Genomic DNA, 24,624 nt, shown 5'->3' with positions numbered 1-24,624 from the left:
GCGATCTCCCACAACCCGTCCGGAACAATCCAGTCCCACGTTCCCCGCCCCATGCTGTGAACAACGACGCCTCACCACATAGGACACGCTCTAAGCCCCCCTCGGCGGTCGAGTCCTCTCGGTCCTGCACGTTTCCCCTCGGTCCTGAACGGTTCCCCCGCCGGTCATGGCCAAGATCGAATCTACTGTGTCGGATGTAGTCGCGGTGACCAGTTCACCATCCGGCTCTATGTCGACATGACAACTTGGCGCGAAGCGTTCGATCACGAAGCGTTGCACTTGCAGGCCCCGCTGAAAAGTACGCCTCTCGGCTCTGCCCCCGCGCCGTAGGGATCAACCGCCCTCAGCGGTCCTTTCCTTGCTGGTCGCCCGGCTGTTGGGGGCTGGTCAGGCCAAGCGAGGGCCCTCGGCCTGAAGTTGGCCGAAAACATACGGGTGTGGGCGTACGAAAAATCAGTCGACGTACGTACTGGCGCCCGGATGGCGTGCGCCGCGATGCGTACCGGTACCGGTGCGACCGTGCCGACCGCGGTGCGGGGAGACCGGTGGCGCGACTCGTTCGAGTGCCCCTGCGAGGGCCTCTCCCAAGTCCTCTTCGAGTGCTCCGGCGGGCTGTTCGCCCCGGTCCGTCCGGCGGCCCGCGCCACCCCGGCCGACAGCCCGCGGGGCGCGGCCGGCGGCCCGTTCGGAGCGCCGGAGGAGGACGTGGCAGGCGCAGGTGAGGGCCACGAGGCCGGCGGCGCTGCCGGCCGCCCCGCCGAAGGACCGGCCGCACATCAGCAGGACGAGGGGGACCAGGGCGCAGCTGAACGCCGCCCAGCGCACCACGTCGCTCACCGGATCGGGCGATTCCCGGTCGGGTTCGGCGGCGTGGGCGTCGTCGCGGGTTCCGGGCACGGAGCGGCTCCCTGGTGGCGGCTGCTGGCGGTAGTACAACGCGGGTCCGGCGTGTGGGTCACTCGGCGAACGGGCAGGGGTAGGGACACACGGGGCATTGCGCTGGGGGCGGCCCTCGTGCATGCTCCGGGGAACGCTCACCCGTCAGCCGTCACACCCGTCGAGGGGACACCGCGTGTCGCACCCGTCGTCCGGACGTCCGTCCCTCGGGGGCGGCCGTCGCAGGCGGGCGGCCGCCGGCGTCTTCCGGCCCCGTTCGGCGGGCCGGCCTCTGGGCACCCGGCGGGCGGGGCCGTACCCTGGGGGGTAAGTCCTTGAAAAGATGAATCCCGGACGGATTTTTGTCGCCGTACTGACATCCATGCGCCCGCGCGGTGTCCCGTACAGCGGGAAATGTCCCTTCAGTCCACCGCAGCCCACCGCCGACCCTCCGCAAGAGGACTTCCTTCGCCGAGACACCGATGGCCGGTCACGAATTCTCCGAACCCGCGGACCGCAAGCGGATCGCCGATCAGACGGCGCTTCCCGAAGCGGTGGAAGAAGCACGTCATTCCTGCGATCCCGCGTTCCAGCACGGTGTCGTGGTGGGTTTCGACGGCTCCACGTCGAGCGAACGGGCGCTTGCTTATGCAATCGGCATGGCCCGGCGTTCCGGCTCGGGCCTGATCATCGTCCACGTGGCCAACCGGCTGCCGACGACCGTCTGGGCGGGCTGTGAACCGCCGGTCTTCGTGGACGTCCCCGACCATCGCACCGAGGTCCTGGGCCTGGAACTGGCCTGCGCCGACCACCTCTCCGAGGTGCCCTGGATCCTCGTCGAGCGGGGCGGGGACATCTGTCACGAGCTGGAGGAGGTCGGGCGGGAGTACGCGGCCGACGCCATCGTGGTGGGCTCCACCCATGGGATCGTCGGCCGGATCTTCGGCTCGGTGGCCGGACGGCTGGCCCGGCGGGCGCAGCGGCCCGTGGTGGTCATTCCCTGAGGTCTCTGAGGTGTACGGGACGGCGGGGGTGTCCGGGACGTACGGGGCGCCCCCGCCGTCTCATGCCCAACTCCCGTAGCCGATGGGGGTGGTGAGTGTCGGCGCCACCGGCGGATGCGACTCGGCGCGCGCCCCGCATTGCGGAAGCGCGCGCCTGCTCAGGTGTGCGAAAGCCGCTTCCCCCGGGTACAAGTCCGGTGAGCGAACGTGCCGCCGGGCGGGAGGTGACGGTTCCCGGGACCGGTGGCATCACCGCCGGCGCGAGGGCGGCGCCGGCACCGGGGAGGCGGTCCTCCCCGCGCGCCCGGTGGCACGCGCGGGGAGCGCCGTCGGCCGTGAGGGGCCGTCAGGCGTGGCGGACCCAGCCGTCTGGAGTGACGGACAAGGCCGTCAGGCGTGACGGGCAGGGCCGCCTGGCGTGACTACTCGACCGTGACGGACTTGGCGAGGTTGCGCGGCTTGTCGATGTCGCGGCCCATGGCCTTGGCCGTGTAGTAGGCGAAGAGCTGGAGCGGGATGCCCATGAGGATCGGGTCCAGCTCGTCCTCGTTCTTCGGCACCACGATGGTGTGGTCGGCCTTCTCCTGCTCCTGGTGCGCGACGGCGAGGATGCGGCCGCTGCGGGCCTTGATCTCCTCCAGGGCGGCGCGGTTCTTCTCCAGCAGCTCGTCGTCGGGGACGATCGCGACGGTCGGCATGGCGGGCTCGATCAGGGCCAGCGGGCCGTGCTTGAGCTCCGACGCCGGGTAGGCCTCGGCGTGGATGTACGAGACCTCCTTGAGCTTGAGGGAGGCCTCGCGGGCCACCGGGTAGCCCCGGACACGGCCGATGAACATCATCGACTTGGCGTCGGCGTACTCGGCCGCCAGCTTCTCGATCTCCGCCTCGGTGCCGAGGATCTCCTCGATCTGCGCGGGCAGCTTGCGCAGGCCCTCGATGATCCGCTTGCCGTCGGCGACGGACAGGTCGCGGGTGCGGCCCAGGTGCAGGGCGAGCAGGCCGAAGGAGACCACCATGTTGGTGAAGCACTTGGTGGAGACGACGCAGACCTCGGGGCCCGCGTGCACGTAGATGCCGCCGTCGGTCTCCCGGGCGATGGCCGAGCCGACCACGTTGACCAGGCCGAGGACGCGGGCGCCCTTGCGCTTGAGCTCCTGGACGGCGGCGAGCACGTCGTAGGTCTCACCGGACTGGGACACCGCGATGTAGAGGGTGTCGGGGTCCACGACCGGGTTGCGGTAGCGGAACTCGGAGGCCGGCTCGGCGTCCGCGGGGATGCGGGCCAGCTCCTCGATCATCTGGGCGCCGATCTGGCCGGCGTGGTACGAGGTGCCGCAGCCGAGGATCTTCACCCGGCGCACCGCGCGGGCGTCACGGGCGTCCAGGTTGAGGCCGCCGAGGTGCACGGTGGAGAAGCGGTCGTCGATGCGGCCGCGCAGGGCGCGGTCCACGGCGTCGGCCTGCTCGTGGATCTCCTTGTGCATGTACGTGTCGTGGCCGCCCATGTCGTACGACTCGGCCTCCCACTCCACGGTGGTCGGCTGCGACGAGGTGGTCGAGCCCTCGGTGGTGTAGGTGCGGTAGTCGTCGGCCTTCAGGGTGGCCATCTCGCCGTCGTCCAGGGTGACGACCTGGCGGGTGTGGCTGACCAGCGCGGCGACGTCGGAGGAGACGAACATCTCCTTCTCGCCTATGCCGAGGACGACCGGGGAGCCGTTGCGGGCGACGACGATGCGGTCCGGGAAGTCGGCGTGCAGCACGGCGATGCCGTAGGTGCCCTCGATGTGCCGGACGGCATCGCGGACCTTCTCCTCCAGCGTGGCGGCCTGCGAGCGGCCGATGAGGTGGGCGAGCACCTCGGTGTCGGTGTCGGAGAGGAACGTCACGCCGTCGGCGGTCAGCTTGGCGCGCAGCTCGGAGGCGTTGTCGATGATGCCGTTGTGGACGACGGCGACCTTCTCGTCGGCGTCCACGTGCGGGTGCGCGTTGACGTCGTTGGGGGCGCCGTGGGTGGCCCAGCGGGTGTGCGCGATGCCGGTGGTGCCGTTGAAGCGCTTGGGGAGGCGCGCCTCCAGCTCGCGCACGCGGCCCTTGGCCTTGGCGGTCTTCAGGCCGCCGGCCTTGCCGCTCGCGTGCAGGGCGATGCCCGCGGAGTCGTAGCCGCGGTACTCCAGTCGCTGCAGCCCTTCGAGCAGCAGCGGGGCGACGTCGCGCTTCCCGATGTAACCGACGATTCCGCACATAAGGTGATGACCCTCCCTGACAAACGATCGATGATGCCCGCGGGCGGCAGCAGCCGCCGTCCTGCCGGGGACGCTCCGTCCCGGACCCCGGTCCGCCTCGGCCGTAGACGGTCTCAGCCGTAGACGATGCGCCGCAGCTGGCGCAGCGAGAGCGGGGGCGGGGCGACCGCGCGGTGCGGCAGCTCCGCCGCGATCCGCTCGAAGATCTCCGCGTTCGCCAGGCCACCGGACTGCAGTTCGCGGTGGCGGCGGCGGACGAACTCCTCGGCCGTCTCGTCGAAGTACGCCAGGACGTCCAGGACCACCCGGGCGGCCTCGCCGCGCTGGAGCGGCGTGCTGCGCACCAGGTGGTCCACCAGGTCGTCATGGGACATACGGCGTTCGAGCACCCGTTGATACTGAGGGGTTCCGGAGCGTTTCGCAAGAATCCTGCCCGATTTCGGGCAAGAGTGGTGGCAAAGTGTTGATCGTTTTGCTTAGAAACGCTGGAGAATCGCCTGTTTCGCGGCGGTGAACTCCTCGTCCGTGAGAATCCCGGAGCGGTGCAGCTCGCCCAGTTCCCGCAGCCGGCGGAGCAGGGTGTCGTGATCGTCGGCCGGCGGCGCGTCGGACGGGGCCCGGTCGAGCGCGGCGGCCGTGGCGGGCGCCGCCGCCGGGACCTCGTGCACCGGGGCCGAGGGGTGCGGCAGCCGGGCCGTGACGGCGGCGCCCAGCAGGGCCATCAGCCCGTCCTTCTTGAAGCCGAAGAGCTCGATGGCGTTCGGGTCGTGCTTGGCTGGCGTCTTCGAGGGCGCGCCCCGGACGACGAACCGCAGGTAGCCGTTCTCCAGCCCGATGCTCGGCAGCCACTCCACGCCCGTGATGTCGGCCAGCGCCAGCTCCCGCGGGCCGCCCGACGCCTTGCCGTCGTCGGTGGCCCAGTTCCACTCCAGCCGGACCGTCTCGCCGTCGAAGGAGGCGGTGCCGTCCCCGGCGCCGACCGCCAGCGGGACGGCGGGGCCGGGCAGCAGATAGCGGTCCGCCGGGCCGTCCGGCACCTGCTCCAGCAGCAGGGCGGTACGGACCTCCTCCGCGAAGTACTCGGCGACGCCGGCCCGGTCCGGTTCCGTCTTGAGCTGGTACGGGTCGATGGCGTCCGCCATCCGGCCGCGCGTCACCTGGGACAGCGGGTCGGCCCCCTCGCGCAGCCGCAGCCGCAGCCGGCCGGCCTTGCGGCCCGGCTCGAAGGCGATGCCCGCCACGGCCTCCAGCGGCACGGTCAGCTCACCCAGCGTCTGGCGGACCAGATGGACCCCGCGCTCCCGGCCCGGGACGATGCGTATCGCGTCCCCGTCGAACGTCCACGTGCCGTCCTTCTGGAAGATCTCTGCCATGGGCGAATTCTCGCAGGCGGGAGGCGGCTTGGGCAGGCCGGGCGGGGGCGCGGACGGTACGCGGGCCCGGGGGCGGCGGGTGCCGTACGCGCCGCCCCCGGGCCCGCCGTCCGGCGTCAGCCCGTGAGGCCCAGCTCCCGGGCGATCAGCATCCGCTGGACCTCGCTGGTGCCCTCGCCGATCTCCAGGATCTTGGCGTCGCGCCACATCCGGGCCACCGGGTACTCGTTCATGAAGCCGTAGCCGCCGTGGATCTGGGTGGCCTCGCGGGCGTTGTCGACCGCGATCTCCGACGAGTAGAGCTTGGCCAGCGCCGCCTGCTTCTTGAACGGCTCGCCGTGCACCAGCCGGGAGGCGGCGTCGCGCCAGGCGAGACGGGCGGTGTGGGTGCGCATCTCCATGTCGGCGATCTTGAACTGGATCGCCTGGTTGTCGCCGATCGGCCGGCCGAAGGCCCGCCGGGTCCTCGCGTACGTCAGCGACTCGTCGACGCAGCCCTGCGCCAGGCCGGTGGCCAGCGCGGAGATGGCGATCCGGCCCTCGTCGAGTATCCGCAGGAACTGGGCGTAACCCCGGCCCTCCTCGCCCAGCAGGTTCGCGCGCGGCACCCGGACGTCGGAGAAGGACAGCTCACGGGTGTCCGAGGCGTTCCAGCCGACCTTGGAGTAGGGGGCCGCGACGGTGAAGCCGGGGGTGCCGGACGGGACGATGATCGAGGAGATCAGCGGCTTGCCGTCCGGCGTACGGCCGGTGACCGCGGTGACGGTGACCAGGGCGGTGATGTCGGTGCCCGAGTTGGTGATGAAGCACTTGGTGCCGTTGATGACCCACTCGTCCGTGCCCTCGTCCAGCCGGGCGGTGGTGCGGGTGCCGCCCGCGTCCGAACCGCACTCCGGCTCCGTCAGCCCGAAGCCGCCCAGGATCTCGCCGGCGCACAGCCGGGGCAGCCACTCGCGCCTCTGCTCCTCCGTGCCGAAGCGGAAGATCGGCATGGCGCCCAGGGAGACGCCGGCCTCCAGGGTGATCGCCACGGACGAGTCGACGCGGGCCAGCTCCTCCAGGGCGATGCCCAGCGCGAGGTAGTCGCCGCCCATCCCGCCGTACTCCTCGGGGAAGGGCAGGCCGAAGAGGCCCATGCGGCCCATGTCGCGGACGATCTCGTAGGGGAACTCGTGGCGCTCGTAGAAGTCGCCGATCTTCGGGGCGATCACGTCGTGGGCGAACTCCTCGACGGTGCGCCGGAGTTCCTCGTGCTCGGGGGTGAGGCGGTGGTCCAGCATGGCTCAGGACTCCTGGTGGGAGATGGCGCGGACGGTACGGGACGGGCTCGGCCGTCCCAGGTGGGCGGCCATCCACACGCTTGTGGCGGTGAGCCGGCCGAGGTCGACCCCGGTGTCGATACCGAGGCCGTGGAGCATCCAGACGAGGTCTTCGGTGGCGAGGTTGCCGGTGGCGCTCTTCGCGTACGGGCAGCCGCCGAGGCCGCCCGACGAGGCGTCCACGGTGGTCACGCCGTGGCGCAGGGCCGTGAGGGTGTTGGCCAGGGCCTGGCCGTAGGTGTCGTGGAAGTGCACGGCGAGGTGATCGGTGGGGACGCCCGCCGCGTTGAACGCCGTGAGGAGGGCCGTGACCTGGCCCGGGGTGGCGACGCCGATCGTGTCGCCGAGGCTCAGCTCGTCGCAGCCCAGCTCGTACAGGCGGCGGCCGACGTCCGCGACCCGCTCGATCGGGACCGGGCCCTCCCAGGGGTCGCCGAAGCACATCGACAGGTAGCCGCGGACGCGGGCGCCCTCGTCCTTCGCCCGGCGGACCACCGGCTCGAACATGGCGAGCGAGGCGTCGACCGTGCGGTTGAGGTTGGCCTTGGCGAACGACTCCGTGGCGCTGGCGAAGACCGCGACCTCGCGTGCGCCCAGGGCGAGGGCGCGGTCCAGGCCGCGCTCGTTGGGGACGAGGACGGGGAGGCGGACGCCGATCCCGTCGACGAGGGGCAGGAGCTCCTCGGCGTCCGCGAGCTGCGGCACCCACTCGGGGCGGACGAAGCTCGTCGCCTCGATCGTGCGCAGGCCCGCGTCGGCGAGGCGGCGGATGAAGTCCGCCTTCACCTCGACCGGGACGATCGCCTTCTCGTTCTGCAGGCCGTCGCGGGGGCCGACCTCGTGGATCCGGACGCGGTCCGGGAGGGCGGGGTCCCGTACGGGCATGGGCAGGCCGTCGGCCGTCATGCTTCCTCCTGGGCGGCGGGCTGATCCGGGGCGACGACGGCCAGGACCTGGTCCATGGCGACCGTGCTGCCGGGGGTGACGTCCAGTTCCGTGACCGTGCCGTCGTGCGGCGCGGCGATGACGTGCTCCATCTTCATCGCCTCCACGACGAGCAGGCTCTGGCCGGCGGTGACCGTGTCCCCGACGGTCGCCTTCACGACGGTGACCGTGCCGGGCATGGGCGCGGTGAGCGCTCCGGCGTGCGCGGCGGCGCTCGCGCCTCCGGCGGCTACGGGGTCGTGGTCGAGGACGTGCCAGGTGTCGCCGGCGTGCGCCAGCCACGTTCCGTCGGGGCTGGTGACGAAGGGGGTGGTGCGGCCGTCGAGGTCGAGGGTGAGGCGGTGAGGGCCGGTGCGGAAGAGGCGGGCGCGGCGGGGGGCGCCTGCGGCGGGCTGCTCCCCAGCCCCTCCCCTTCCCGAAACCGGGGGCAGGCCCACGGACCCCCCGGCGCCCTTGCCCTGCTGCGCGGGCAGGGTGGCGGCCGCACCTGACGGCGCCTTCGGCCCGGCTGCCGTTGCCGGTTCGCCCGTGGTTCCGGTCGCCCCGGCCGGCTCCGGCCGCGCCGGGCGCCCGGGCGCCGTCGTCTCCGTCGTGCTCGCGCCGGCCGTACGACCGCCGGGCGCGCCGCCCGTGGCCGCCGCCGCGTCGAGTGTGCCGGCCGACCCGCCGGCGGACCGACCGCCGACCGCTGTGCCGTCAGGACGGCTGCCGGTGGCCGCGCCCGCGCCGGCCAGGCCCGCAGGCACCGCCGCGCCCTCCGGCGCGTCCAGCCGCACCTCGGTCCCCGACACCGTCGTCCGGACCCGGACCGTCACCGGATCGCGCCCCGGCACCCGCAGGTGGTGCGGTGTCCAGGCGGGCTCGCCGCCGAGGCGCCAGGCGTCGGGGACGGAGAAGGGGTCGGTCCAGTCGGCGGAAGCGGCGGCCGGGGACAGGGCGGCCTGCCGGGTCAGGGCCGCCGTCGCGTACACCTCGTCCGGGACCGTGTCCGACAGGAGGGACGGGCCGTCGCGGTCGACCAGGCCCGTGTCCAGGTCGCCCGAGACCACCGCCGGGTGGGCCAGGAGGCGGCGGAGGAAGCCGGTGTTGGTCTCCAGGCCGAGGATGGTCGTGTCCGCGAGGGCGGCGCGCAGGCGGCGGAGGGCCGTGGCGCGGTCGGGGCCGTACGCGATGACCTTGGCGAGCATCGGGTCGTAGTCGGTGCCGACCTCCGTGCCCGGGAGCAGGCCGGAGTCGACGCGGACGCCCGGGCCCTCCGGTTCGTGGAGGGCGACGATCGTGCCGGCGGACGGGAGGAAGCCGCGGGCCGGGACCTCGGCGCAGATGCGGGCCTCGACGGCGTGGCCGGTGAGCGACACGTCGTCCTGGGCGAGGTCCAGGGGCTCGCCCGCCGCCACGCGGAGCTGCCATTCCACCAGGTCCAGGCCCGTGACCAGCTCCGTCACCGGGTGCTCGACCTGGAGGCGGGTGTTCATCTCCATGAAGTAGTACGCGGACGGGTCGCCGCCGGGGACGATGAACTCGACCGTGCCCGCGCCGGTGTAGCCGCAGGAGCGGGCCGCCTGGACGGCGGCGGCGCCCATCGCGGCACGGGTGGCCTCGTCGAGCAGGACGCTCGGCGCCTCTTCGATGATCTTCTGGTGGCGGCGCTGGAGCGAGCACTCGCGCTCGCCGAGGTGGACGACGTTGCCGTGGCCGTCCGCGAGGACCTGGATCTCGATGTGCCGGGGGCGGTCGATCCACCGCTCCACCAGCAGCGTGTCGTCGCCGAAGGAGCCGCGCGCCTCGCGCCGGGCCGCCGCGATCTCCTCGGCGAGCAGCGCCTCGTCGCGGACCAGCCGCATGCCCTTGCCGCCGCCGCCCGCGGACGGCTTCAGGAGGACCGGCATGCCGATCTCCCGAGCGGCGTCGATCAGTTGGGCATCCGTCAGGCCGCTGCCCGACGAGCCCGGGACGACCGGGACGCCCGCCGCCCGGACCGTCTCCTTCGCGCGGATCTTGTCGCCCATGAGGTCGATCGCGTCGGCCGGCGGGCCGATGAAGACCAGGCCGGCGTCCGCGCAGGCGCGGGCGAAGGCCGCGTTCTCGGCGAGGAAGCCGTAGCCGGGGTGGACGGCCTGCGCGCCGGCCCGTTCGGCGGCGGCCAGCAGCCGTTCGACGGACAGGTAGCTCTCGGCGGCGGAGGCGGGGCCGAGGCGGACGGCCGTGTCGGCCTCGCGGACGTGCCGGGCGTCGGCGTCCGCGTCGCTGTACACGGCGACCGAGCGGATGCCCAGCTCGCGCAGGGTGCGGATGACGCGGACGGCGATCTCGCCTCGGTTGGCGACCAGGACACTCTCGAACATCGTCACGTCTCCTCTCACATCCGGAAGACGCCGTATGCGGGCGCGTTCGGGTCGCGTTCGGGCAGGGGGGCGTTGGCGCAGGCGGTGAGGGCGAGGCCGAGGACCCGGCGGGTCTCCAGCGGGTCGATGACGCCGTCGTCCCACAGCCGCGCGGTCGCGTAGTAGGCGTTGCCCTGGGTCTCGTACTGCTCGCGGACGGGCGCCTTGAACGCCTCCTCGTCGTCCGCGCTCCACTCCTCGCCGCGCGCCTCCAGCTGGTCGCGCTTGACGGTGGCGAGGACGGAGGCGGCCTGCTCGCCGCCCATGACGGAGATCTTGGCGTTGGGCCACATCCACAGGAAGCGGGGCGAGTAGGCCCGGCCGCACATCGAGTAGTTGCCGGCGCCGTACGAGCCGCCGATGACGACCGTCAGCTTGGGGACGCGGGCGCAGGCCACCGCCGTCACCATCTTGGCGCCGTGCTTGGCGATGCCGCCGGCCTCGTACTGCCGGCCGACCATGAAGCCGGAGATGTTCTGGAGGAAGACCAGGGGTATGCCGCGCTGGTCGCAGAGCTCGATGAAGTGGGCGCCCTTCTGGGCGGATTCGGCGAAGAGGATGCCGTTGTTGGCGATGATCCCGACCGGGTGGCCGTGGATCCGGGCGAAGCCGGTCACCAGCGTCTGCCCGAACTCGGCCTTGAACTCGGCGAACCGCGAGCCGTCCACCACCCGCGCGATGACCTCGCGGACGTCGTAGGGGGTGCGGGAGTCGACGGGGACGACGCCGTAGAGCCCGGCGGGGTCGGCCTTGGGCTCCTCGACGGGCTCCACCCGCCAGGGGAGCGGCCCGCGGTCGCCGAGCGTCGAGACGATCGTGCGGACGATCCGCAGCGCGTGCGCGTCGTCCTCCGCGAGGTGGTCGGTGACGCCGGAGACCTTGGAGTGCACCTCGCCGCCGCCCAGCTCCTCGGCGGTGACGACCTCGCCGGTGGCCGCCTTCACCAGCGGCGGGCCGCCCAGGAAGATCGTGCCCTGGTCGCGGACGATCACGGCCTCGTCGCTCATCGCCGGGACGTAGGCGCCGCCGGCCGTGCAGGAGCCGAGGACGGCCGCGATCTGCGGGATGCCGGCGCCGGACATCCGGGCCTGGTTGTAGAAGATCCGGCCGAAGTGCTCGCGGTCCGGGAAGACCTCGTCCTGCATGGGGAGGAAGGCGCCGCCGGAGTCCACCAGATAGAGGCAGGGGAGCCGGTTCTCCAGGGCGATCTCCTGGGCCCGGAGGTGCTTCTTGACGGTCATCGGGTAGTAGGTGCCGCCCTTGACCGTCGCGTCGTTGGCGACGATCACCACCTCGCGGCCCGAGACCCGGCCGATGCCCGCGATCACCCCGGCGGCGGGGGCCGCCCCGCCGTACATGCCGTCGGCGGCCAGCGGGGCCAGTTCGAGGAAGGGGGAGCCGGGGTCCAGCAGGGTGTCCACCCGGTCCCGGGGGAGCAGCTTGCCCCGCGCGGTGTGCCGGGCGCGGGCGTGCTCGCCCCCGCCGAGCCGGGCCGCGGCGAGCTTCTCGCGCAGCCGCGCGACGAGCTCGCGGTGCGCGGCCTCGTTGCCGCGCCAGCCTTCGGACGCCGGATCTGCGGCGCTGGTCAGCGCCGGTGCCTGCTGCATGGACTCGAAGCTCCCTTGCTCCCGTGCCACGTGCGGTGAACAACCGTTGCGGTTAATAACCGTTAACAGATCCTCTTCAGGTTAACGGCCGCTAACGGCGCTGTCTACAATTTGCTGGTGACCTCCGTGAACCCCGCCCGCGCAGCCGCCGGAGCGGCCGGATCCGCCCCCGTGGCGGAGACCGCCGCCCGGCCGTCCGCCGCCGCCCCTGTCGGCCCCGCCGCCCCCGCTCCCACCCGCCGCGAGCAGATCCTCCGCGAGGCCGCCCGCCTCTTCGCCGAGCGCGGTTTCCACGGCGTCGGGGTGGACGAGATAGGGGCCGCGGTCGGCATCAGCGGCCCCGGGCTCTACCGCCACTTCGCGGGCAAGGACGCGATGCTCGCCGAGCTGCTGGTCGGCATCAGCGGCCGGCTCCTGACGAGCGGGCGGGAGCGCCGGGCCGCGGCCGAGGCGGCGGACGCCGGGCCCGCCGCCGTACTGGACTCGCTGATCGACGGGCACATCGACTTCGCCCTGGACGACCGCGCGCTGATCATCCTGCACGACCGGGAGCTGGGGCAGCTCCGCGACGTCGACCGCAAGCAGGTCCGCTCGCTCCAGCGGCAGTACGTGGAGCTGTGGGTCGAGGTGGTGCGCGCGCTGCACCCCGGGGTCGCCGAGGACGACGCCCGGGCCGCCGTGCACGCGGTGTTCGGCCTGCTCAACTCCACCCCGCACCTCGGCCGCGCGGGCGGGCTGCCCGGCCGCGACGCCACCGCCGCGCTGCTCCGCCGGCTGGCGCACGGCGCCCTCTCGGCGCTCACCGGCCCCGTCCGCCTCTAGAGCCGCTCACGTCACCGACACGACCGGCCTCCGGCGGGATCTGGACAGTCCCGGAGACCGCCGGGTAGCTTTCGCTGAGCAAGCGCTCAGCCGACCGGGGGCGGCGGAACCGGCCCCGCCGAGGGGGTAGTTGTGCGTCGGACGGTGTTCAACGAGGACCACGAGGCGTTCCGGGAGACCATCCGCGCCTTCATCGCCGCGGAAGTCGTCCCGTACTACGACGACTGGCGCGAGGCCGGGCAGGCGCCGCGCGACTTCTACAAGAAGCTCGGCGAACTGGGCGTCTTCGGCATCGAGGTCCCCGAGGAGTACGGCGGCGCCGGCGAGACGAGCTTCAAGTACCAGGCCGTCATCACCGAGGAGTGCGCCCGCGCGGCCGTCAGCTTCGGCGGCAGCAGCGTGCACACCGCGCTCGTCCTGCCGTACCTGCTGGAGTACGCCACCGAGGAGCAGAAGCGGCGCTGGCTGCCGCCGTTCGTCAGCGGCGACATGATGACGGCCATCGCCATGACCGAGCCCGGCACCGGCTCCGACCTGGCCGGCATGAAGACCACCGCCAAGCTCTCCGCCGACGGCAGCCACTACGTCCTCAACGGTGCCAAGACCTTCATCACCGGCGGCGTGCTCGCCGACCGGGTGATCGTCTGCGCCCGCACCGCGCCGCCCACCCCCGAGGACCGGCGCGGCGGGATCACGCTCCTCTTCGTCGACGCCCGCTCCGAGGGCTACGCGGTCGGCCGCAAGCTGGAGAAGCTGGGCCTGAAGACCTCCGACACCGCCGAACTCTCCTTCACCGACGTCAAGGTGCCCGTCGGCGACCGGCTCGGCGAGGAGGGCAAGGCGTTCTCCTACCTCGCGCACAACCTGCCGCAGGAGCGGCTGGGCATCGCCTTCTCGGCGTACGCGCAGTCCGCCGCCGCCGTGGAGTTCGCGCGGAAGTACGTGGCCGAGCGCACGGTCTTCGGGCAGCCGGTGGCCTCGTTCCAGAACACCAAGTTCGTCCTCGCCGACTGCAAGGCCGAGGTCGACGCCATGCAGGCCGTCGTCGACCGGGCGCTGGACGCGCACGACGCGCGCGAGCTGAGCGCCGCCGACGCCGCCTCCGCCAAGCTCTTCACCACCGAGCGCGCCGCCGTGGTCATCGACAAGTGCCTCCAGCTGCACGGCGGTTACGGCTACATGATGGAGTACCCCATCGCCCGGCTGTACGCCGACACCCGCGTCAGCCGGATCTACGGCGGCACCAGCGAGGTCATGCGCTCCATCGTCGCCAAGTCGATGGGCCTGTGACGACTGTGAGAACGGAACGGCACCGCACGTGAACGAACCCCCGGCCCCGGCCCCGCTGCAGGACCTCCTCGACCTCCTCGACCTCGAACGGATCGAGGAGGACATCTTCCGCGGCACCAGCCGGCCCGCCCTGATCCCCCGCGTCTTCGGCGGCCAGGTCGCCGCCCAGGCGCTGGTCGCGGCCGGCCGGACGGTCCCGGACGACCGCTTCCCGCACTCCCTGCACGCCTACTTCCTGCGCGCGGGCGACCCCGGCGCGCCCATCGTCTACACGGTGGACCGCATCCGCGACGGCCGCTCCTTCACCACTCGCCGCGTGGTGGCCGTCCAGCGCGGCCGGCCGATCTTCCACCTCTCGGCCTCCTTCCAGCTCCACGAGGAGGGGCTGGAGCACCAGGAGCCGGCCCCGCCCGCGCCCGACCCGCTCACCCTGCCGACCGCCGCCGAGCTGCTGCCCCGGTACGCCGACCGGTTCGCGGGCCCGGACGTCGTCGAGCGGCTGCTGGAGGCCCGGGCCGCGGTCGACCTGCGGTACGTCGGCGACCCGCCGTTCGCCCGGTACGGGGAGCCGCGCGAACCGCGGTCGCAGGTGTGGTTCCGCACCAACGGCAAGCTCGCCGACGACCCGCTGCTCCACGTCTGCCTGGCCACCTACGTCTCCGACATGACGCTGCTCGACTCCGTCCTGCTCGCCCACGGCCGCGGCGGCTGGGTGGTCGGCGACGTCGTCGGCGCCAGCCTGGACCACGCCATGTGGTTCCACCGGCCGTTCCGCGCGGACGAGTGGCTGCTCTACGACCAGGAGAGCCCCACCTCCCAGGGCGGCCGGGGACTGGCCCGCGGCCGGATCTTCACGGAGGGCGGGGAGCTGGCGGTGTCGGTGATTCAGGAGGGGTTGGTACGGATTCCGCGTACGCGGGACTGACGGTTGTCGTGGGCCGGTGCCTGCTGCCGGCTGACGGTTGTCGTGGGCCGTTGTCGCGTCACCGGCCGGCAGCCGTCGTCGGCCGGTGGCCAGTACCGGCTGACGCTTCCTCATCCGTTCTCGGTAGGCTCGTCGGCCGGAAGAGGGGGGAGATTCGTGCGCAACATCCTGCTGATGGCCGCCGGGGCCGTCGTCATCGTCCTGACGATCCTGGTGATGTTCTTCTGGCACCAGTGGCTCGTGGATCAGACCGGCGGCTCCCGCTTCGCCTTCGGCCTCGCCGGGCGCGCCGTCGAGGCCGGGGCGCTGTACGGGGGTACGTGGCTGTGCGTCCGGGGCTGGAACGGGCGGACAGCCTGACTGCGGTGGGGGACTTGGCCCCGGTCCCGCCCTTTCACCGTTTCTGCGGGGAGTGACCCGCAATCCCCTGAAACCCCGCTACGCGCGGTTGCCCGGAGGGCGCTTCGGGGGTGCGGGGGCTTGCCCCCGCAAGAAAAGGTGAAAGGGCGGGACCGGGGAAGGTCACCCCACCCCCGGCAACCCCGCCGCGTCCAGCAGGTACGCCGTCACCGGCTCGTAGAACCGAGGATCGACGACATGGTCGTCGAGCGGCACCGCCACCCGCAGCAGCCCCTCCGCCTCCGCCAGGAACAGCGCCGGATCGTTGCAGTCCGCGAAGCCGACCGTGTCGATCCCGTACTGCGCCGCGCACCCCGCCCACCCGTGATCGGCGACGACCAGGTCGGGCAGCGGGCGGCCCTCGCGCGCCAGCCCGTCCAGGACCGCCGCCATCGGGGCGGGGGAGTGGGTGTGCCACAGCGTGGCCCCGCGCTCGAACACCGCCACGTCCGCGACCTGGTACACCGCGCCCTCGTCCGCCCGCGGCACGCCGGGCACGGAGACGATCTCGCAGCCGGCGGCGCGCAGGGCCGCGGCCGTCGCCCGGTGCACGTCGAGCAGGCCGCCGGGGTGGCCGGTGGCGAACAGCACCCGCTGCCGCGCCTCCGCCGCCTTGCGCAGGAACGAGGCCGCCCGCTCCAGCGCGGTGATCGTCAGCTCGGGGTCGATGGTGTCCTGACCGGACCGCAGCGCGGGGTCGTCGCTGACCCCGCAGCGCTCGGCCATGACGGCCAGCACGTCCTGCTCGTCCCTCCAGCGGTCGCCCAGCTCCACGCCCAGCCAGTGCGACCGGTCCCCGTGCGCGAGCTTGCGGTAGTGGTCGAGGCTGTTCTGGCGGGGCGTCGCGACGACTCCCGCGATGCGTGTGCGGACGAGGTGGTCGAACAGCTCGGCTCGGCTGGGTACGGTCTGCGGCGTCGGCATGGGTGCATTCTTCCCGCCCGCCGATCCGCGGTCTCCCCCCGCCCGCGATGGACGCGGTGTCCATAAGGGGAGCCCGGACGCACAATTCCGTACATGTGCGGAACCCCGGCCCCTGCCTACCCTCGGGAACGTCCCAGGCAGCGATCCGAGAGGCTCCCCGCATGACCACCGACGCCCCCCGTGAACCGCGCGGCCCCGTCGACTCGTCCCGCATCCCGCGCTACGCCGGACCGGCGACCTTCGCCCGGCTGCCGCGGCTCGACGAGGTCGGCACGGCCGACGTCGCCGTCGTCGGCGTGCCCTTCGACACCGGCGTCTCCTACCGCCCCGGCGCCCGCTTCGGCGGCAACGCCATCCGCGAGGCGTCCCGGCTGCTGCGCCCCTACAACCCTGCGCAGGACGCGTCGCCGTTCGCCCTCGCGCAGGTCGCGGACGCCGGTGACATCGCCGCCAACCCGTTCGACATCAACGAGGCCGTCGAGACGATCGAGGCCGCGGCCGACGACCTCCTCGGCACCGGCGCCCGCATGATGACGCTCGGCGGCGACCACACCATCGCGCTGCCGCTGCTCCGCTCGGTCGCCAAGAAGCACGGCCCGGTCGCGCTGCTGCACTTCGACGCGCACCTGGACACCTGGGACACCTACTTCGGCGCCGAGTACACCCACGGCACCCCGTTCCGCCGGGCCGTCGAGGAGGGCATCCTCGACACTTCCGCCCTCTCCCACGTCGGCACCCGCGGCCCGCTGTACGGCAAGCAGGACCTGACCGACGACGAGAAGATGGGCTTCGGCATCGTCACCTCCGCGGACGTCTACCGCCGCGGCGCCGACGAGGTCGCCGACCAGCTCCGCCAGCGCATCGGCGACCGCCCGCTGTACATCTCGATCGACATCGACTGCCTCGACCCGGCGCACGCCCCCGGCACCGGCACCCCCGAGGCGGGCGGCATGACCTCCCGCGAGCTGCTGGAGATCCTGCGCGGCCTGGCCTCCTGCAACCTGGTCTCGGCGGACGTCGTCGAGGTCGCGCCCGCCTACGACCACGCCGAGATCACGGCCGTGGCCGCGTCCCACACGGCGTACGAGCTGACGACGATCATGTCGCGGCAGATCGCGGCGGCTCGCGAGCAGGGCTGATCGAGCGGAGGGGCGGCGCCCGGCGCCGCCCCCGTTCGTAACGGCGGGATGAAATCCGCCCCTCCCGGCGTTTGCGCCTCTCGGTAAGGCGTACGAGGCGGGAGGACCCGGGTGGCGGATCAGGTGGAGAAGGCGGCGAAGGCGGAGCAACGGACGGACGGGCCGAGCTGGGCCAGGCGGCTCGCCGGGTACTGCTGGCGGTACCGGCGGGCGGTGCTGCTGGCGCTGGGCTCCTCGCTGGGCGGCATGGCCGTCACGGCCCTCGTCCCCCTCATACCCAAGGTGATCATCGATGACGTCATCGGTGGTCACCACCGCCCGCTGGCCCCCTGGGCCACCCTGCTGATCGTCGCCGCGGCCGTCGTCTACGGCCTCACCTACGTCCGCCGCTACTACGGCGGCCGGCTGGCCCTCGACGTCCAGCACGACCTGCGCACCGAGATGTACGCGTCCATAGCCCGGCTGGACGGCAAGCGGCAGGACGAGCTCTCCACCGGCCAGGTCGTCGGCCGGGCCACCAGCGACCTCCAGCTGATCCAGGGCCTGCTGTTCATGCTGCCGATGATGATCGGCAACATCCTCCTCTTCCTGATCTCGCTGGTCGTGATGGCGGTCCTCTCACCGCTGCTCACCGTGGTCGCCCTCGCCGTCGCCCCCGCCCTGTGGTTCCTCGCCTCCCGCAGCCGCACCAAGCTCTTCCCCGCCACCTGGTACGCCCAGGGGCAGGCCGCGGCCGTCGCCGGTGTGGTGGACGGCGCGGTCGGCGGTGTCCGGGTCGTCAAGGGCTTCGGGCAGGAGGCCCAGGAGTCCGGCAAGCTCCGGAAGGTCAGCCGCCGGCTGTTCGCCGGGCGGCTGCGCACGGTCCGGCTCAACTCCCGCTACACCCCGGCCCTCCAGGCCGTCCCCGCGCTCGGCCAGGTGGCCATGCTCGCGCTCGGCGGCTGGCTGGCGACGCGCGGGCAGATCACCCTCGGCACGTTCGTCGCCTTCTCCACCTACCTCGCCCAGCTCATCGGTCCCGTGCGGATGCTGACGATGATCCTGACCGTCGGGCAGCAGGCCCGCGCCGGCGTCGAGCGGGTCCTCGAACTCATCGACACCGAGCCCGTCATCGACGAGCGCCCCGACGCCCACGAGCTGCCCGCCGACGCGCCCGCGACCGTCGAGTTCGACGACATCTCGTTCGGCTACGACGCCAAGCGGCCCGTCCTCGACGGCGTCACCCTGCGGATCGAACCGGGCGAGACCGTCGCCGTCGTCGGCGCCTCCGGCAGCGGCAAGTCGACGCTGTCCCTGCTGCTGCCGCGCTTCTACGACGTGACGTCCGGCGCCGTCCGGATCGGCGGGCACGACGTCCGCGACCTCACCCACGCCTCGCTGCGGGCCGCGATCGGCCTGGTGCCGGAGGACAGCTTCCTGTTCTCCGACAGCGTCCGCGACAACATCGCCTACGGCCTCCCCGGCGCCACCGACGAGCAGGTCCGCGCCGCCGCCCGGGCCGCGCAGGCCGACGGCTTCATCTCCGCGCTGCCCGAGGGCTACGACACCAAGGTCGGCGAGCAGGGACTCACCCTCTCCGGCGGCCAGCGGCAGCGCATCGCCCTCGCCCGCGCGATCCTCGCCGACCCCCGGCTGCTCCTCCTCGACGACGCCACCTCGGCGGTCGACGCCCGCGTCGAGCACGAGATCCACGAGGCGCTGCGCGGCGTCATGGCCGGCCGGACGACGCTGCTGATCGCCCACCGGGCGTCCACCCTCGGCCTCGCCGACCGGATCGCCGTCCTCGACGGCGGCCGGCTGGTGGACGTCGGCACGGCGGACGAGCTCCAGGAGCGCTGCGCCCTCTACCGGCGGCTGCTGACCGACCCCGACGAGCTGGGCGGCGTCGCCAAGGACCCGGCGGGCGCCACGGAACCGCCCGTCGACACCGTCGAGGACGCGGTGGACGGCCGCGTGGACGGCGTCACGCCCGCGCTCTGGAACCGGGACGGCTTGCCGGAAGCGGACGATCCGCACGGCTCCCTCACCGGCATGCCCGCCACCCCCGAACTCCTCGCCAAGGTCGCGGCCCTGCCGCCGGCCACCGACACCCCGGACATCGACGAGGAGCGGGCCGCCCGCCCCGAGGAGGCGTACGGGCTGCGGCAGCTGCTGTGCGGCTTCGGCGCGCCGCTGGCGGTGAGCCTGCTGCTGGTGGCCGTCGACGCGATCGCCGGGCTGCTGCTGCCGGTGCTGATCCGGCACGGCATCGACCAGGGCGTGGAGCGGATGGCGCTCGGCGCGGTGTGGGCGGCCTCCGGGCTGGCGCTGCTGGTCGTCGTCGCCCAGTGGGCGGCGCAGGTCGGCGAGACCCGGGTGACCGGCCGGACCGGTGAACGCGTCCTCTACAGCCTCCGGCTGAAGATCTTCGCGCAGCTCCAGCGGCTCGGCCTCGACTACTACGAGCGCGAGCTCACCGGCAAGATCATGACGCGGATGACGACGGACGTGGACGCCCTGTCCTCGTTCCTCCAGACCGGTCTCGTCACCGCCGTCGTCTCCGTCCTCACCTTCCTCGGCATCCTCGTCGCGCTGCTCGTCATCGACGTGCAGCTGGCCCTGGTGGTCTTCGCGACGCTGCCGCTGCTCGTCGTCGGCACGGTCTTCTTCCGGCGGCAGAGCGTCAAGGCGTACGAACTCGCCCGGGAGCGGGTCGGGCTGGTCAACGCCGACCTCCAGGAGAGCGTCGCCGGGCTGCGGATCGTCCAGGCGTACCGCCGCGAGGAGGCGGGCGCCGACCGGTTCGCCGAGCGGAGCGACGGCTACCGGCGGGCGCGGGTGCGCGGCCAGTGGCTGATCTCGGTCTACTTCCCCTTCGTCCAGCTCCTCTCGTCGGTGGCGTCGGCGGCCGTGCTGATCGTCGGCGCGGGCCGGGTGGACGACGGCACGCTGACCACCGGCGCGCTGGTCGCCTACCTGCTCTACATCGACCTCTTCTTCGCCCCCGTGCAGCAGCTCTCCCAGGTCTTCGACGGCTACCAGCAGGCCACGGTCTCGCTGGGCCGGATCCAGGCGCTGCTGCGGGAGCGGACGTCCACGCCGGTGGCGGAGGATCCGCGTCCGGTGCGGAAGCTGCGCGGGGAGATCGTCTTCGACGGCGTGCACTTCCGCTACGGCTCGGACGACTCCGACACCGGCGGCCGCGCCCAGGCCCTCAGCGGCATCGACCTGACCATCCCGGCCGGCCAGACCGTCGCGTTCGTCGGCGAGACGGGCGCGGGCAAGTCCACGCTGGTGAAGATGGTCGCCCGCTACTACGACCCGACGGCGGGGGCGGTCCTGGTGGACGGCCACGACCTGCGGTCCCTGGACCCGGTGGCGTACCACCACCGCCTGGGCGTCGTCCCGCAGGAGCCCTACCTCTTCCCCGGCACCGTCCGCGACGCCATCGCCTACGGCCGCCCGGACGCGACCGACGCGGAGGTGGAGGCGGCGGCGCGGGCCGTGGGTGCGCACCCGATGATCGCGACGCTGGACGGCGGCTACCTGCATGCGGTGGCCGAGCGCGGGCGCAACCTCTCCGCCGGGCAGCGGCAGTTGATCGCCCTGGCGCGGGCGGAACTCGTCGACCCGGACATCCTGCTCCTGGACGAGGCGACGGCCGCCCTCGACCTCGCCACGGAAGCGCTGGTCAACGAGGCGACGGACCGCCTGGCCGGGCGGCGGACGACGCTCGTCGTCGCCCACCGTCTGACGACGGCGGCGCGGGCGGACCGGGTGGTCGTCCTGGACGGGGGCCGGGTCGTGGAGGACGGCACGCATGCCGAACTGCTGGCGCTGGACGGCCGGTACGCGGAACTGTGGCGCACGTTCGCGGGCGGCGCGGGGCGTGAGGAGGCGCTCGGGGTGGGGGCGTGAGGGGTGTGCCCGTCGTCCTGCCGCTTCGCGCGTCTCTTCGCGCGCGGGCGCCGGCCGTCAGGCGGGCTTGACGGCGGCGAGGCCGAACAGGACGGGCAGGTCGTGCGGCCAGATCGGCAGCCGCCAGCGGCCGTCCGGTCCCTGCTGCAGGACCTGCTCCCGGTCGTCGCGGTCGCTCGACAGGTACTCCTCGAGGGCTTCGACGGCCAGTCCGGCCCCGGCGACCGCCGATACGATCTCGCCCAGCGAGTGCGACCACTGGACCGTCTCCTGGTGACGCAGCGGCGTCGACGGATCGGCGTAACTGGTCTCCGAACGGAAGTGTTGCGGACCCGTGTTCGCGTACGACGCGTCGACGACGAGCGGGTCGGCGCGATCGATCATCTGGGCCAGCGGGTGGATGTCCACGACGACCAGCCGCCCGCCCGGGCGTAGTGCCGCCGCGGCGCTGGCCGCCCAGGCAGCCACGTCGTCGATCCAGGTGAACACCCCGTACGTCGCGACGACCACGTCGAACCGGCCGTGCAACTCCGGCGGCAGGCGCCGGGCGTCCCCTTCCACGAAGGCGGCTGTCAGGCCCGCGCGTTCGGCGAGTTCACGGGCCCGCCGGACGGCGACCGGGGAGAAGTCCAGCCCGGTGACCTCGGCTCCCCGGCGCGCCCAGCTCAGGGTGTCGAGGCCGGTGTGGCACTGGAGGTGGAGCAGCTTCCGGCCTTCCACATCCCCGGCGAGCGACAACTCGGCCTCCCGCAGCGAGCTGCCACCCGCGAGGAAACCCGCCGTGTCGTAGTAGCGGTCCTGACCGTGGATCCCGGCGCGCTCGTCCCAGTTCAGGCGGTTGCACCGCGTGGCCTCGTCGTCCCTCTCCATGCCCGGGCTCCCCTCCGCACCGTTTCCGCGCAACCGCTCGGGTGAGCCTGGCACATGCGCGAGGGCCGGCGCCCTCGCTTTTCCTGCGCCGGGCGCGGAGGCGGGCCCGACGTCCGGGCCCTGGGGCGCCGAGCAGCTCTGGCGATCACGTGCTCAGGGCGCGCCGCGCCTGACTGATGAGCCGCTGCGCCTCGGATCCGAACACTGCGGACTCACGCAGCGCGGACCAGGTGCGTAGGTGAGTGGTGACACTGTCGGTGTCGTCCAGCCATAGCTCCGCGTCCCAGGTCTCGACGATCACCTGGCGGTCGTCGTAGATCCAGAATCCGACCCCGGGCGGGACCTTCAGGGTCGCTCCGAGCGGCACGATGCCGAGTTCGACCGTGTCGAGGCCGACGATCCCCAGGAGCCGATCGAGCTGGCCCGCGAGCACGGAGGGCGGGCAGATCCGGGTGTGCAGGACCGCCTCCCAGAGCAGCACGTGATAGCGCCTGTTCGCGTCGTACAGCCCCGACTGCCGTTGCATGCGGGCGCGTACCGCGTCTTCGACGTCGTGCTTCGACCGGTGGAGTTCGCTGAAGCGGGTCAGGATGGCACGGGCGTAGTCGGGCGTCTGGAGGACCCCGACAATCCAGGAGGATTCCCAGGCGCGCAGGACGGCCGAGTTCGCCTGTGCCGCGTTGTGCACTTCCTGGACGGCGCGGTGGCCCGCCGACAGTTGGCGCCGCCAGGAACGATGGCGTGATTCCAGCCCTCTGAGGCGGGAGTGCAGCTCGTCGGCGACCGCCGGCTGACCGGTCGCTTCCGCCCAGACGGTGAGGTCTTCGGCTGTCGCCGTCTGGCGCCCGTTCTCCAGTTTGTAAACCTTGGAGTGCGGCCAGCCTAACCGCTCCGCGAGCGCCGTACCGGTGAGCCGACCGTCAGGACCGGAGGTGCGCAGCTCCCTGAGCCGCGCTCCGAGAGCTACTCGGGCCTGCTGGAAGTCGGTGCTCACCGGTACACGCTAACGGCTACTCGGCGAGTCCGAGCCCGGCCGTGAACACCGCGTGTTCGACCGCGTAATGCCAGGCCGCGTCCCGCACTTGAGCGTACCGGTTGACTTCTGCCGGTTCGGTGATCAGTTCGACGTCGACGAGGTTGTCGGCCTCGTCGAAGTTGAGCAGGGCGACCAGCCGGGAGTCGAAGATCCAGAAGTCCTCGGCGGGCAGGTTCCGCTGTTCGGCGTCCACGCGCCACAGGTGCCGAATCTCTTCGCCGAGCGCGATGTTCTTCTCGGCGTGTGCCAGGAGGTATTGCTGCCCCGGAGTCGGCGGGTCATCGACAACGCGCACTCGGCCGACTGTCGCCCCACCCGCAGTCTTCTTCCGGATGGTCACCGACCAGGGAGTGGTGAGGTCCCATTGCGGATGCTCGCCATTGAGGAACTGGGCGTATGTGTCGGTGGATTCGTCGGAGGCGTACCGTGCTCGGGTCTCAAGCCGCCAGGCGCTGTGCTCGAAGATCTCGAATAGCTTTCCGAAGGCTTCCAGGGAGATAATGCGGGGCACGCGCTCGACCTCCTTGGGGCCGAAATCCACGAGTAGCTCGCGTGGGACGACGATGGGTACCTCCCCGGGTGACAGGTGCCGAAGTTGAGCGATGTCCTCGGAGTCGGTGAGGGGTGGTCCGTGCACGATGATCTCCCGGCTGTCCAGATCCTCGTGCACGCTCGGGCAGCCACCTTCGCCACTTCCGGTGCCGTTGAAGCGCAGCCTCCGTGCCATGAACACGTCCTTCCCGGTCGACGGATCAGTCAAGCATCTACGGGTCGCCACCTCGGTGGTACTGCGCAGCGGGGATGACGTGTGACCATGCGAGACCAAGCCGCTACCTGGTGAGAACATGCGCGAACACCGCGTGGAGTCTGCCTGCATTGCTCTCTAGCGTCTGGCGACATGAACGACGAGAAGCCGCAGGTGGCCGACGGCCGGCCACAGAGGCGCGAGCCGGGCCGGGACACGCCCGCCGCTCCGGGACCGGCCGGGGGTGGCGCGTGACACATCTGCACTTGGGCGTCGCAGCCCGGCCCGCCTTCGTACCCAACCCGCACGTGCCGTGTCCCGAGTGCGCACGCGTCGCCGATGCCCGGCACGCCGCCGAGCGCGCGCACGACTGGGCCCGCGCGGAGCTGCTGCGCCGCGAGGGGCTGCGGCACGGGGACGAGGTGCACCGTGGTCGATGACTGGATCCCTCAACCGCTCGAACTCATTCTCGACACCGAGCTCGACCGGTTCGGGGTCGTCGTCGGGTGGGATCAGGAGACCCGGCAGATCACCCTGCGCCCCTTCGGCGGCGGCCGCACCTGGCGGCCCGTGCGCTACCGCCGCGCCACCACCACCGACAAGCTCCGCGCCCGCGTGCGCGAGCTGAACCGGGAGGGTCGGCGCGGATGGTGACGGCTGCGGGGAGCGGTGGTGAGGTTCCGCCGGTGAGCGGCGCGTCGCGCGGCCGTGAACGTACTGGATGCCCTGAGCTTGTTCTTTAACCCCTGGCGTCGAAATGTGCCTCGAACTGGGTCGCTGACCTGAGCATTCGTCGGACGCTGAGGCGGCCTCCGCCTGATCATGT

At 72.5% G+C, this 24,624-nt stretch carries 21 protein-coding genes; 9 read left to right on the top strand and 12 right to left on the bottom strand.

Annotated elements, in window-relative coordinates:
- Positions 1–453: 453 nt before the first annotated feature.
- On the bottom strand, positions 454–897 hold the full coding sequence (locus ACH4PU_RS35735; RefSeq protein ID WP_398282083.1) for a hypothetical protein: 444 nt from the start codon (positions 895–897) through the stop codon (positions 454–456).
- A gap of 461 nt (positions 898–1,358) precedes the next feature.
- Between ACH4PU_RS35735 and ACH4PU_RS35730 the strand changes: the two genes are divergently transcribed.
- Positions 1,359–1,880, top strand: coding sequence for a universal stress protein (locus ACH4PU_RS35730; RefSeq protein ID WP_398282080.1), 522 nt, complete (start codon positions 1,359–1,361; stop codon positions 1,878–1,880).
- 422 nt (positions 1,881–2,302) lie between these two features.
- On the opposite strand, the gene glmS is transcribed toward ACH4PU_RS35730, so the two are convergent.
- The 7 genes from glmS to ACH4PU_RS35695 all read right to left on the bottom strand — a co-directional run bounded on the left by glmS (position 2,303) and on the right by ACH4PU_RS35695 (position 11,751).
- Positions 2,303–4,123: a glutamine--fructose-6-phosphate transaminase (isomerizing) gene (gene glmS / locus ACH4PU_RS35725; protein ID WP_398282077.1), complete on the bottom strand. Its 1,821-nt coding sequence runs from the start codon at positions 4,121–4,123 to the stop codon at positions 2,303–2,305.
- A 113-nt stretch (positions 4,124–4,236) separates the two neighbouring features.
- The gene (locus ACH4PU_RS35720; RefSeq protein ID WP_185946059.1) at positions 4,237–4,512 is read right to left on the bottom strand and encodes a hypothetical protein; all 276 of its coding nucleotides are present in this window, start codon (positions 4,510–4,512) and stop codon (positions 4,237–4,239) included.
- 87 nt (positions 4,513–4,599) lie between these two features.
- A complete protein-coding gene (locus tag ACH4PU_RS35715; protein ID WP_398282074.1) occupies positions 4,600–5,496 on the bottom strand; it encodes a DUF4429 domain-containing protein in 897 nt (298 codons plus the stop codon).
- 116 nt (positions 5,497–5,612) lie between these two features.
- Positions 5,613–6,773: an acyl-CoA dehydrogenase family protein gene (locus ACH4PU_RS35710; RefSeq protein WP_398282090.1), complete on the bottom strand. Its 1,161-nt coding sequence runs from the start codon at positions 6,771–6,773 to the stop codon at positions 5,613–5,615.
- Between the two features lie 6 nt (positions 6,774–6,779).
- The gene (locus tag ACH4PU_RS35705) at positions 6,780–7,721 is read right to left on the bottom strand and encodes a hydroxymethylglutaryl-CoA lyase (protein WP_398282071.1); all 942 of its coding nucleotides are present in this window, start codon (positions 7,719–7,721) and stop codon (positions 6,780–6,782) included.
- The gene (locus tag ACH4PU_RS35700; RefSeq protein WP_398282068.1) at positions 7,718–10,105 is read right to left on the bottom strand and encodes an acetyl/propionyl/methylcrotonyl-CoA carboxylase subunit alpha; all 2,388 of its coding nucleotides are present in this window, start codon (positions 10,103–10,105) and stop codon (positions 7,718–7,720) included. The genes ACH4PU_RS35705 and ACH4PU_RS35700 overlap by 4 nt, the downstream gene beginning before the upstream one ends.
- Before the next feature lie 14 nt (positions 10,106–10,119).
- Entirely contained in the window at positions 10,120–11,751 is a 1,632-nt protein-coding gene (locus ACH4PU_RS35695; RefSeq protein ID WP_398282065.1) for a carboxyl transferase domain-containing protein, read from the bottom strand.
- Between the two features lie 171 nt (positions 11,752–11,922).
- Between ACH4PU_RS35695 and ACH4PU_RS35690 the strand changes: the two genes are divergently transcribed.
- From ACH4PU_RS35690 to ACH4PU_RS35675, 4 genes are all read left to right on the top strand, one after another.
- On the top strand, positions 11,923–12,573 hold the full coding sequence (locus ACH4PU_RS35690; RefSeq protein ID WP_398282086.1) for a TetR/AcrR family transcriptional regulator: 651 nt from the start codon (positions 11,923–11,925) through the stop codon (positions 12,571–12,573).
- 132 nt (positions 12,574–12,705) lie between these two features.
- Complete coding sequence (locus ACH4PU_RS35685; RefSeq protein ID WP_398282061.1) at positions 12,706–13,863, top strand: acyl-CoA dehydrogenase family protein; 1,158 nt, start codon at positions 12,706–12,708, stop codon at positions 13,861–13,863.
- A 28-nt stretch (positions 13,864–13,891) separates the two neighbouring features.
- Entirely contained in the window at positions 13,892–14,788 is an 897-nt protein-coding gene (locus tag ACH4PU_RS35680) for an acyl-CoA thioesterase (protein WP_398282058.1), read from the top strand.
- A 156-nt stretch (positions 14,789–14,944) separates the two neighbouring features.
- Positions 14,945–15,148, top strand: coding sequence for a hypothetical protein (locus ACH4PU_RS35675; RefSeq protein ID WP_398282055.1), 204 nt, complete (start codon positions 14,945–14,947; stop codon positions 15,146–15,148).
- Between the two features lie 162 nt (positions 15,149–15,310).
- Here ACH4PU_RS35675 and ACH4PU_RS35670 read toward each other — a convergent pair whose 3' ends face one another.
- Positions 15,311–16,111 (bottom strand): phosphatase, encoded by an 801-nt coding sequence (locus ACH4PU_RS35670; protein WP_398282052.1) that lies wholly within the window; start codon positions 16,109–16,111, stop codon positions 15,311–15,313.
- Between the two features lie 161 nt (positions 16,112–16,272).
- Here ACH4PU_RS35670 and speB point away from each other — a divergent pair, with 161 nt between their 5' ends.
- Both speB and ACH4PU_RS35660 read left to right on the top strand, forming a co-directional pair.
- Positions 16,273–17,250 (top strand): agmatinase, encoded by a 978-nt coding sequence (gene speB / locus ACH4PU_RS35665; RefSeq protein WP_398282049.1) that lies wholly within the window; start codon positions 16,273–16,275, stop codon positions 17,248–17,250.
- 111 nt (positions 17,251–17,361) lie between these two features.
- On the top strand, positions 17,362–21,147 hold the full coding sequence (locus ACH4PU_RS35660; RefSeq protein ID WP_398282046.1) for an ABC transporter ATP-binding protein: 3,786 nt from the start codon (positions 17,362–17,364) through the stop codon (positions 21,145–21,147).
- 57 nt (positions 21,148–21,204) lie between these two features.
- Here the strand turns inward: ACH4PU_RS35660 and ACH4PU_RS35655 are convergent, their stop codons facing one another.
- From ACH4PU_RS35655 to ACH4PU_RS35645, 3 genes are all read right to left on the bottom strand, one after another.
- Positions 21,205–22,017 (bottom strand): class I SAM-dependent methyltransferase, encoded by an 813-nt coding sequence (locus ACH4PU_RS35655; RefSeq protein ID WP_398282043.1) that lies wholly within the window; start codon positions 22,015–22,017, stop codon positions 21,205–21,207.
- Positions 22,018–22,162: 145 nt separating this feature from the next.
- Positions 22,163–23,011 carry a helix-turn-helix domain-containing protein gene (locus ACH4PU_RS35650; RefSeq protein ID WP_398282039.1) on the bottom strand — a complete coding sequence of 283 codons (849 nt, stop codon included), beginning with the start codon at positions 23,009–23,011 and terminating at the stop codon, positions 22,163–22,165.
- 16 nt (positions 23,012–23,027) lie between these two features.
- Positions 23,028–23,780: a DUF6879 family protein gene (locus ACH4PU_RS35645; RefSeq protein ID WP_398282036.1), complete on the bottom strand. Its 753-nt coding sequence runs from the start codon at positions 23,778–23,780 to the stop codon at positions 23,028–23,030.
- Between the two features lie 269 nt (positions 23,781–24,049).
- Here ACH4PU_RS35645 and ACH4PU_RS35640 point away from each other — a divergent pair, with 269 nt between their 5' ends.
- Together ACH4PU_RS35640 and ACH4PU_RS35635 are read left to right on the top strand one after the other, a co-directional pair.
- Positions 24,050–24,238, top strand: coding sequence for a hypothetical protein (locus ACH4PU_RS35640; protein WP_398282033.1), 189 nt, complete (start codon positions 24,050–24,052; stop codon positions 24,236–24,238).
- Positions 24,228–24,452 carry a hypothetical protein gene (locus ACH4PU_RS35635; protein ID WP_398282030.1) on the top strand — a complete coding sequence of 75 codons (225 nt, stop codon included), beginning with the start codon at positions 24,228–24,230 and terminating at the stop codon, positions 24,450–24,452. Before ACH4PU_RS35640 ends, ACH4PU_RS35635 begins: the two co-directional genes overlap by 11 nt.
- Positions 24,453–24,624: the final 172 nt, after the last annotated feature.

It is taken from the genome of Streptomyces sp. NPDC021100, from assembly GCF_044333095.1.
In the GTDB taxonomy this organism is placed as follows: Bacteria; Actinomycetota; Actinomycetes; order Streptomycetales; family Streptomycetaceae; genus Streptomyces.
Note: the sequence above shows the minus strand (reverse complement) of the source record. Positions and strands in the feature narration are given on the sequence as shown.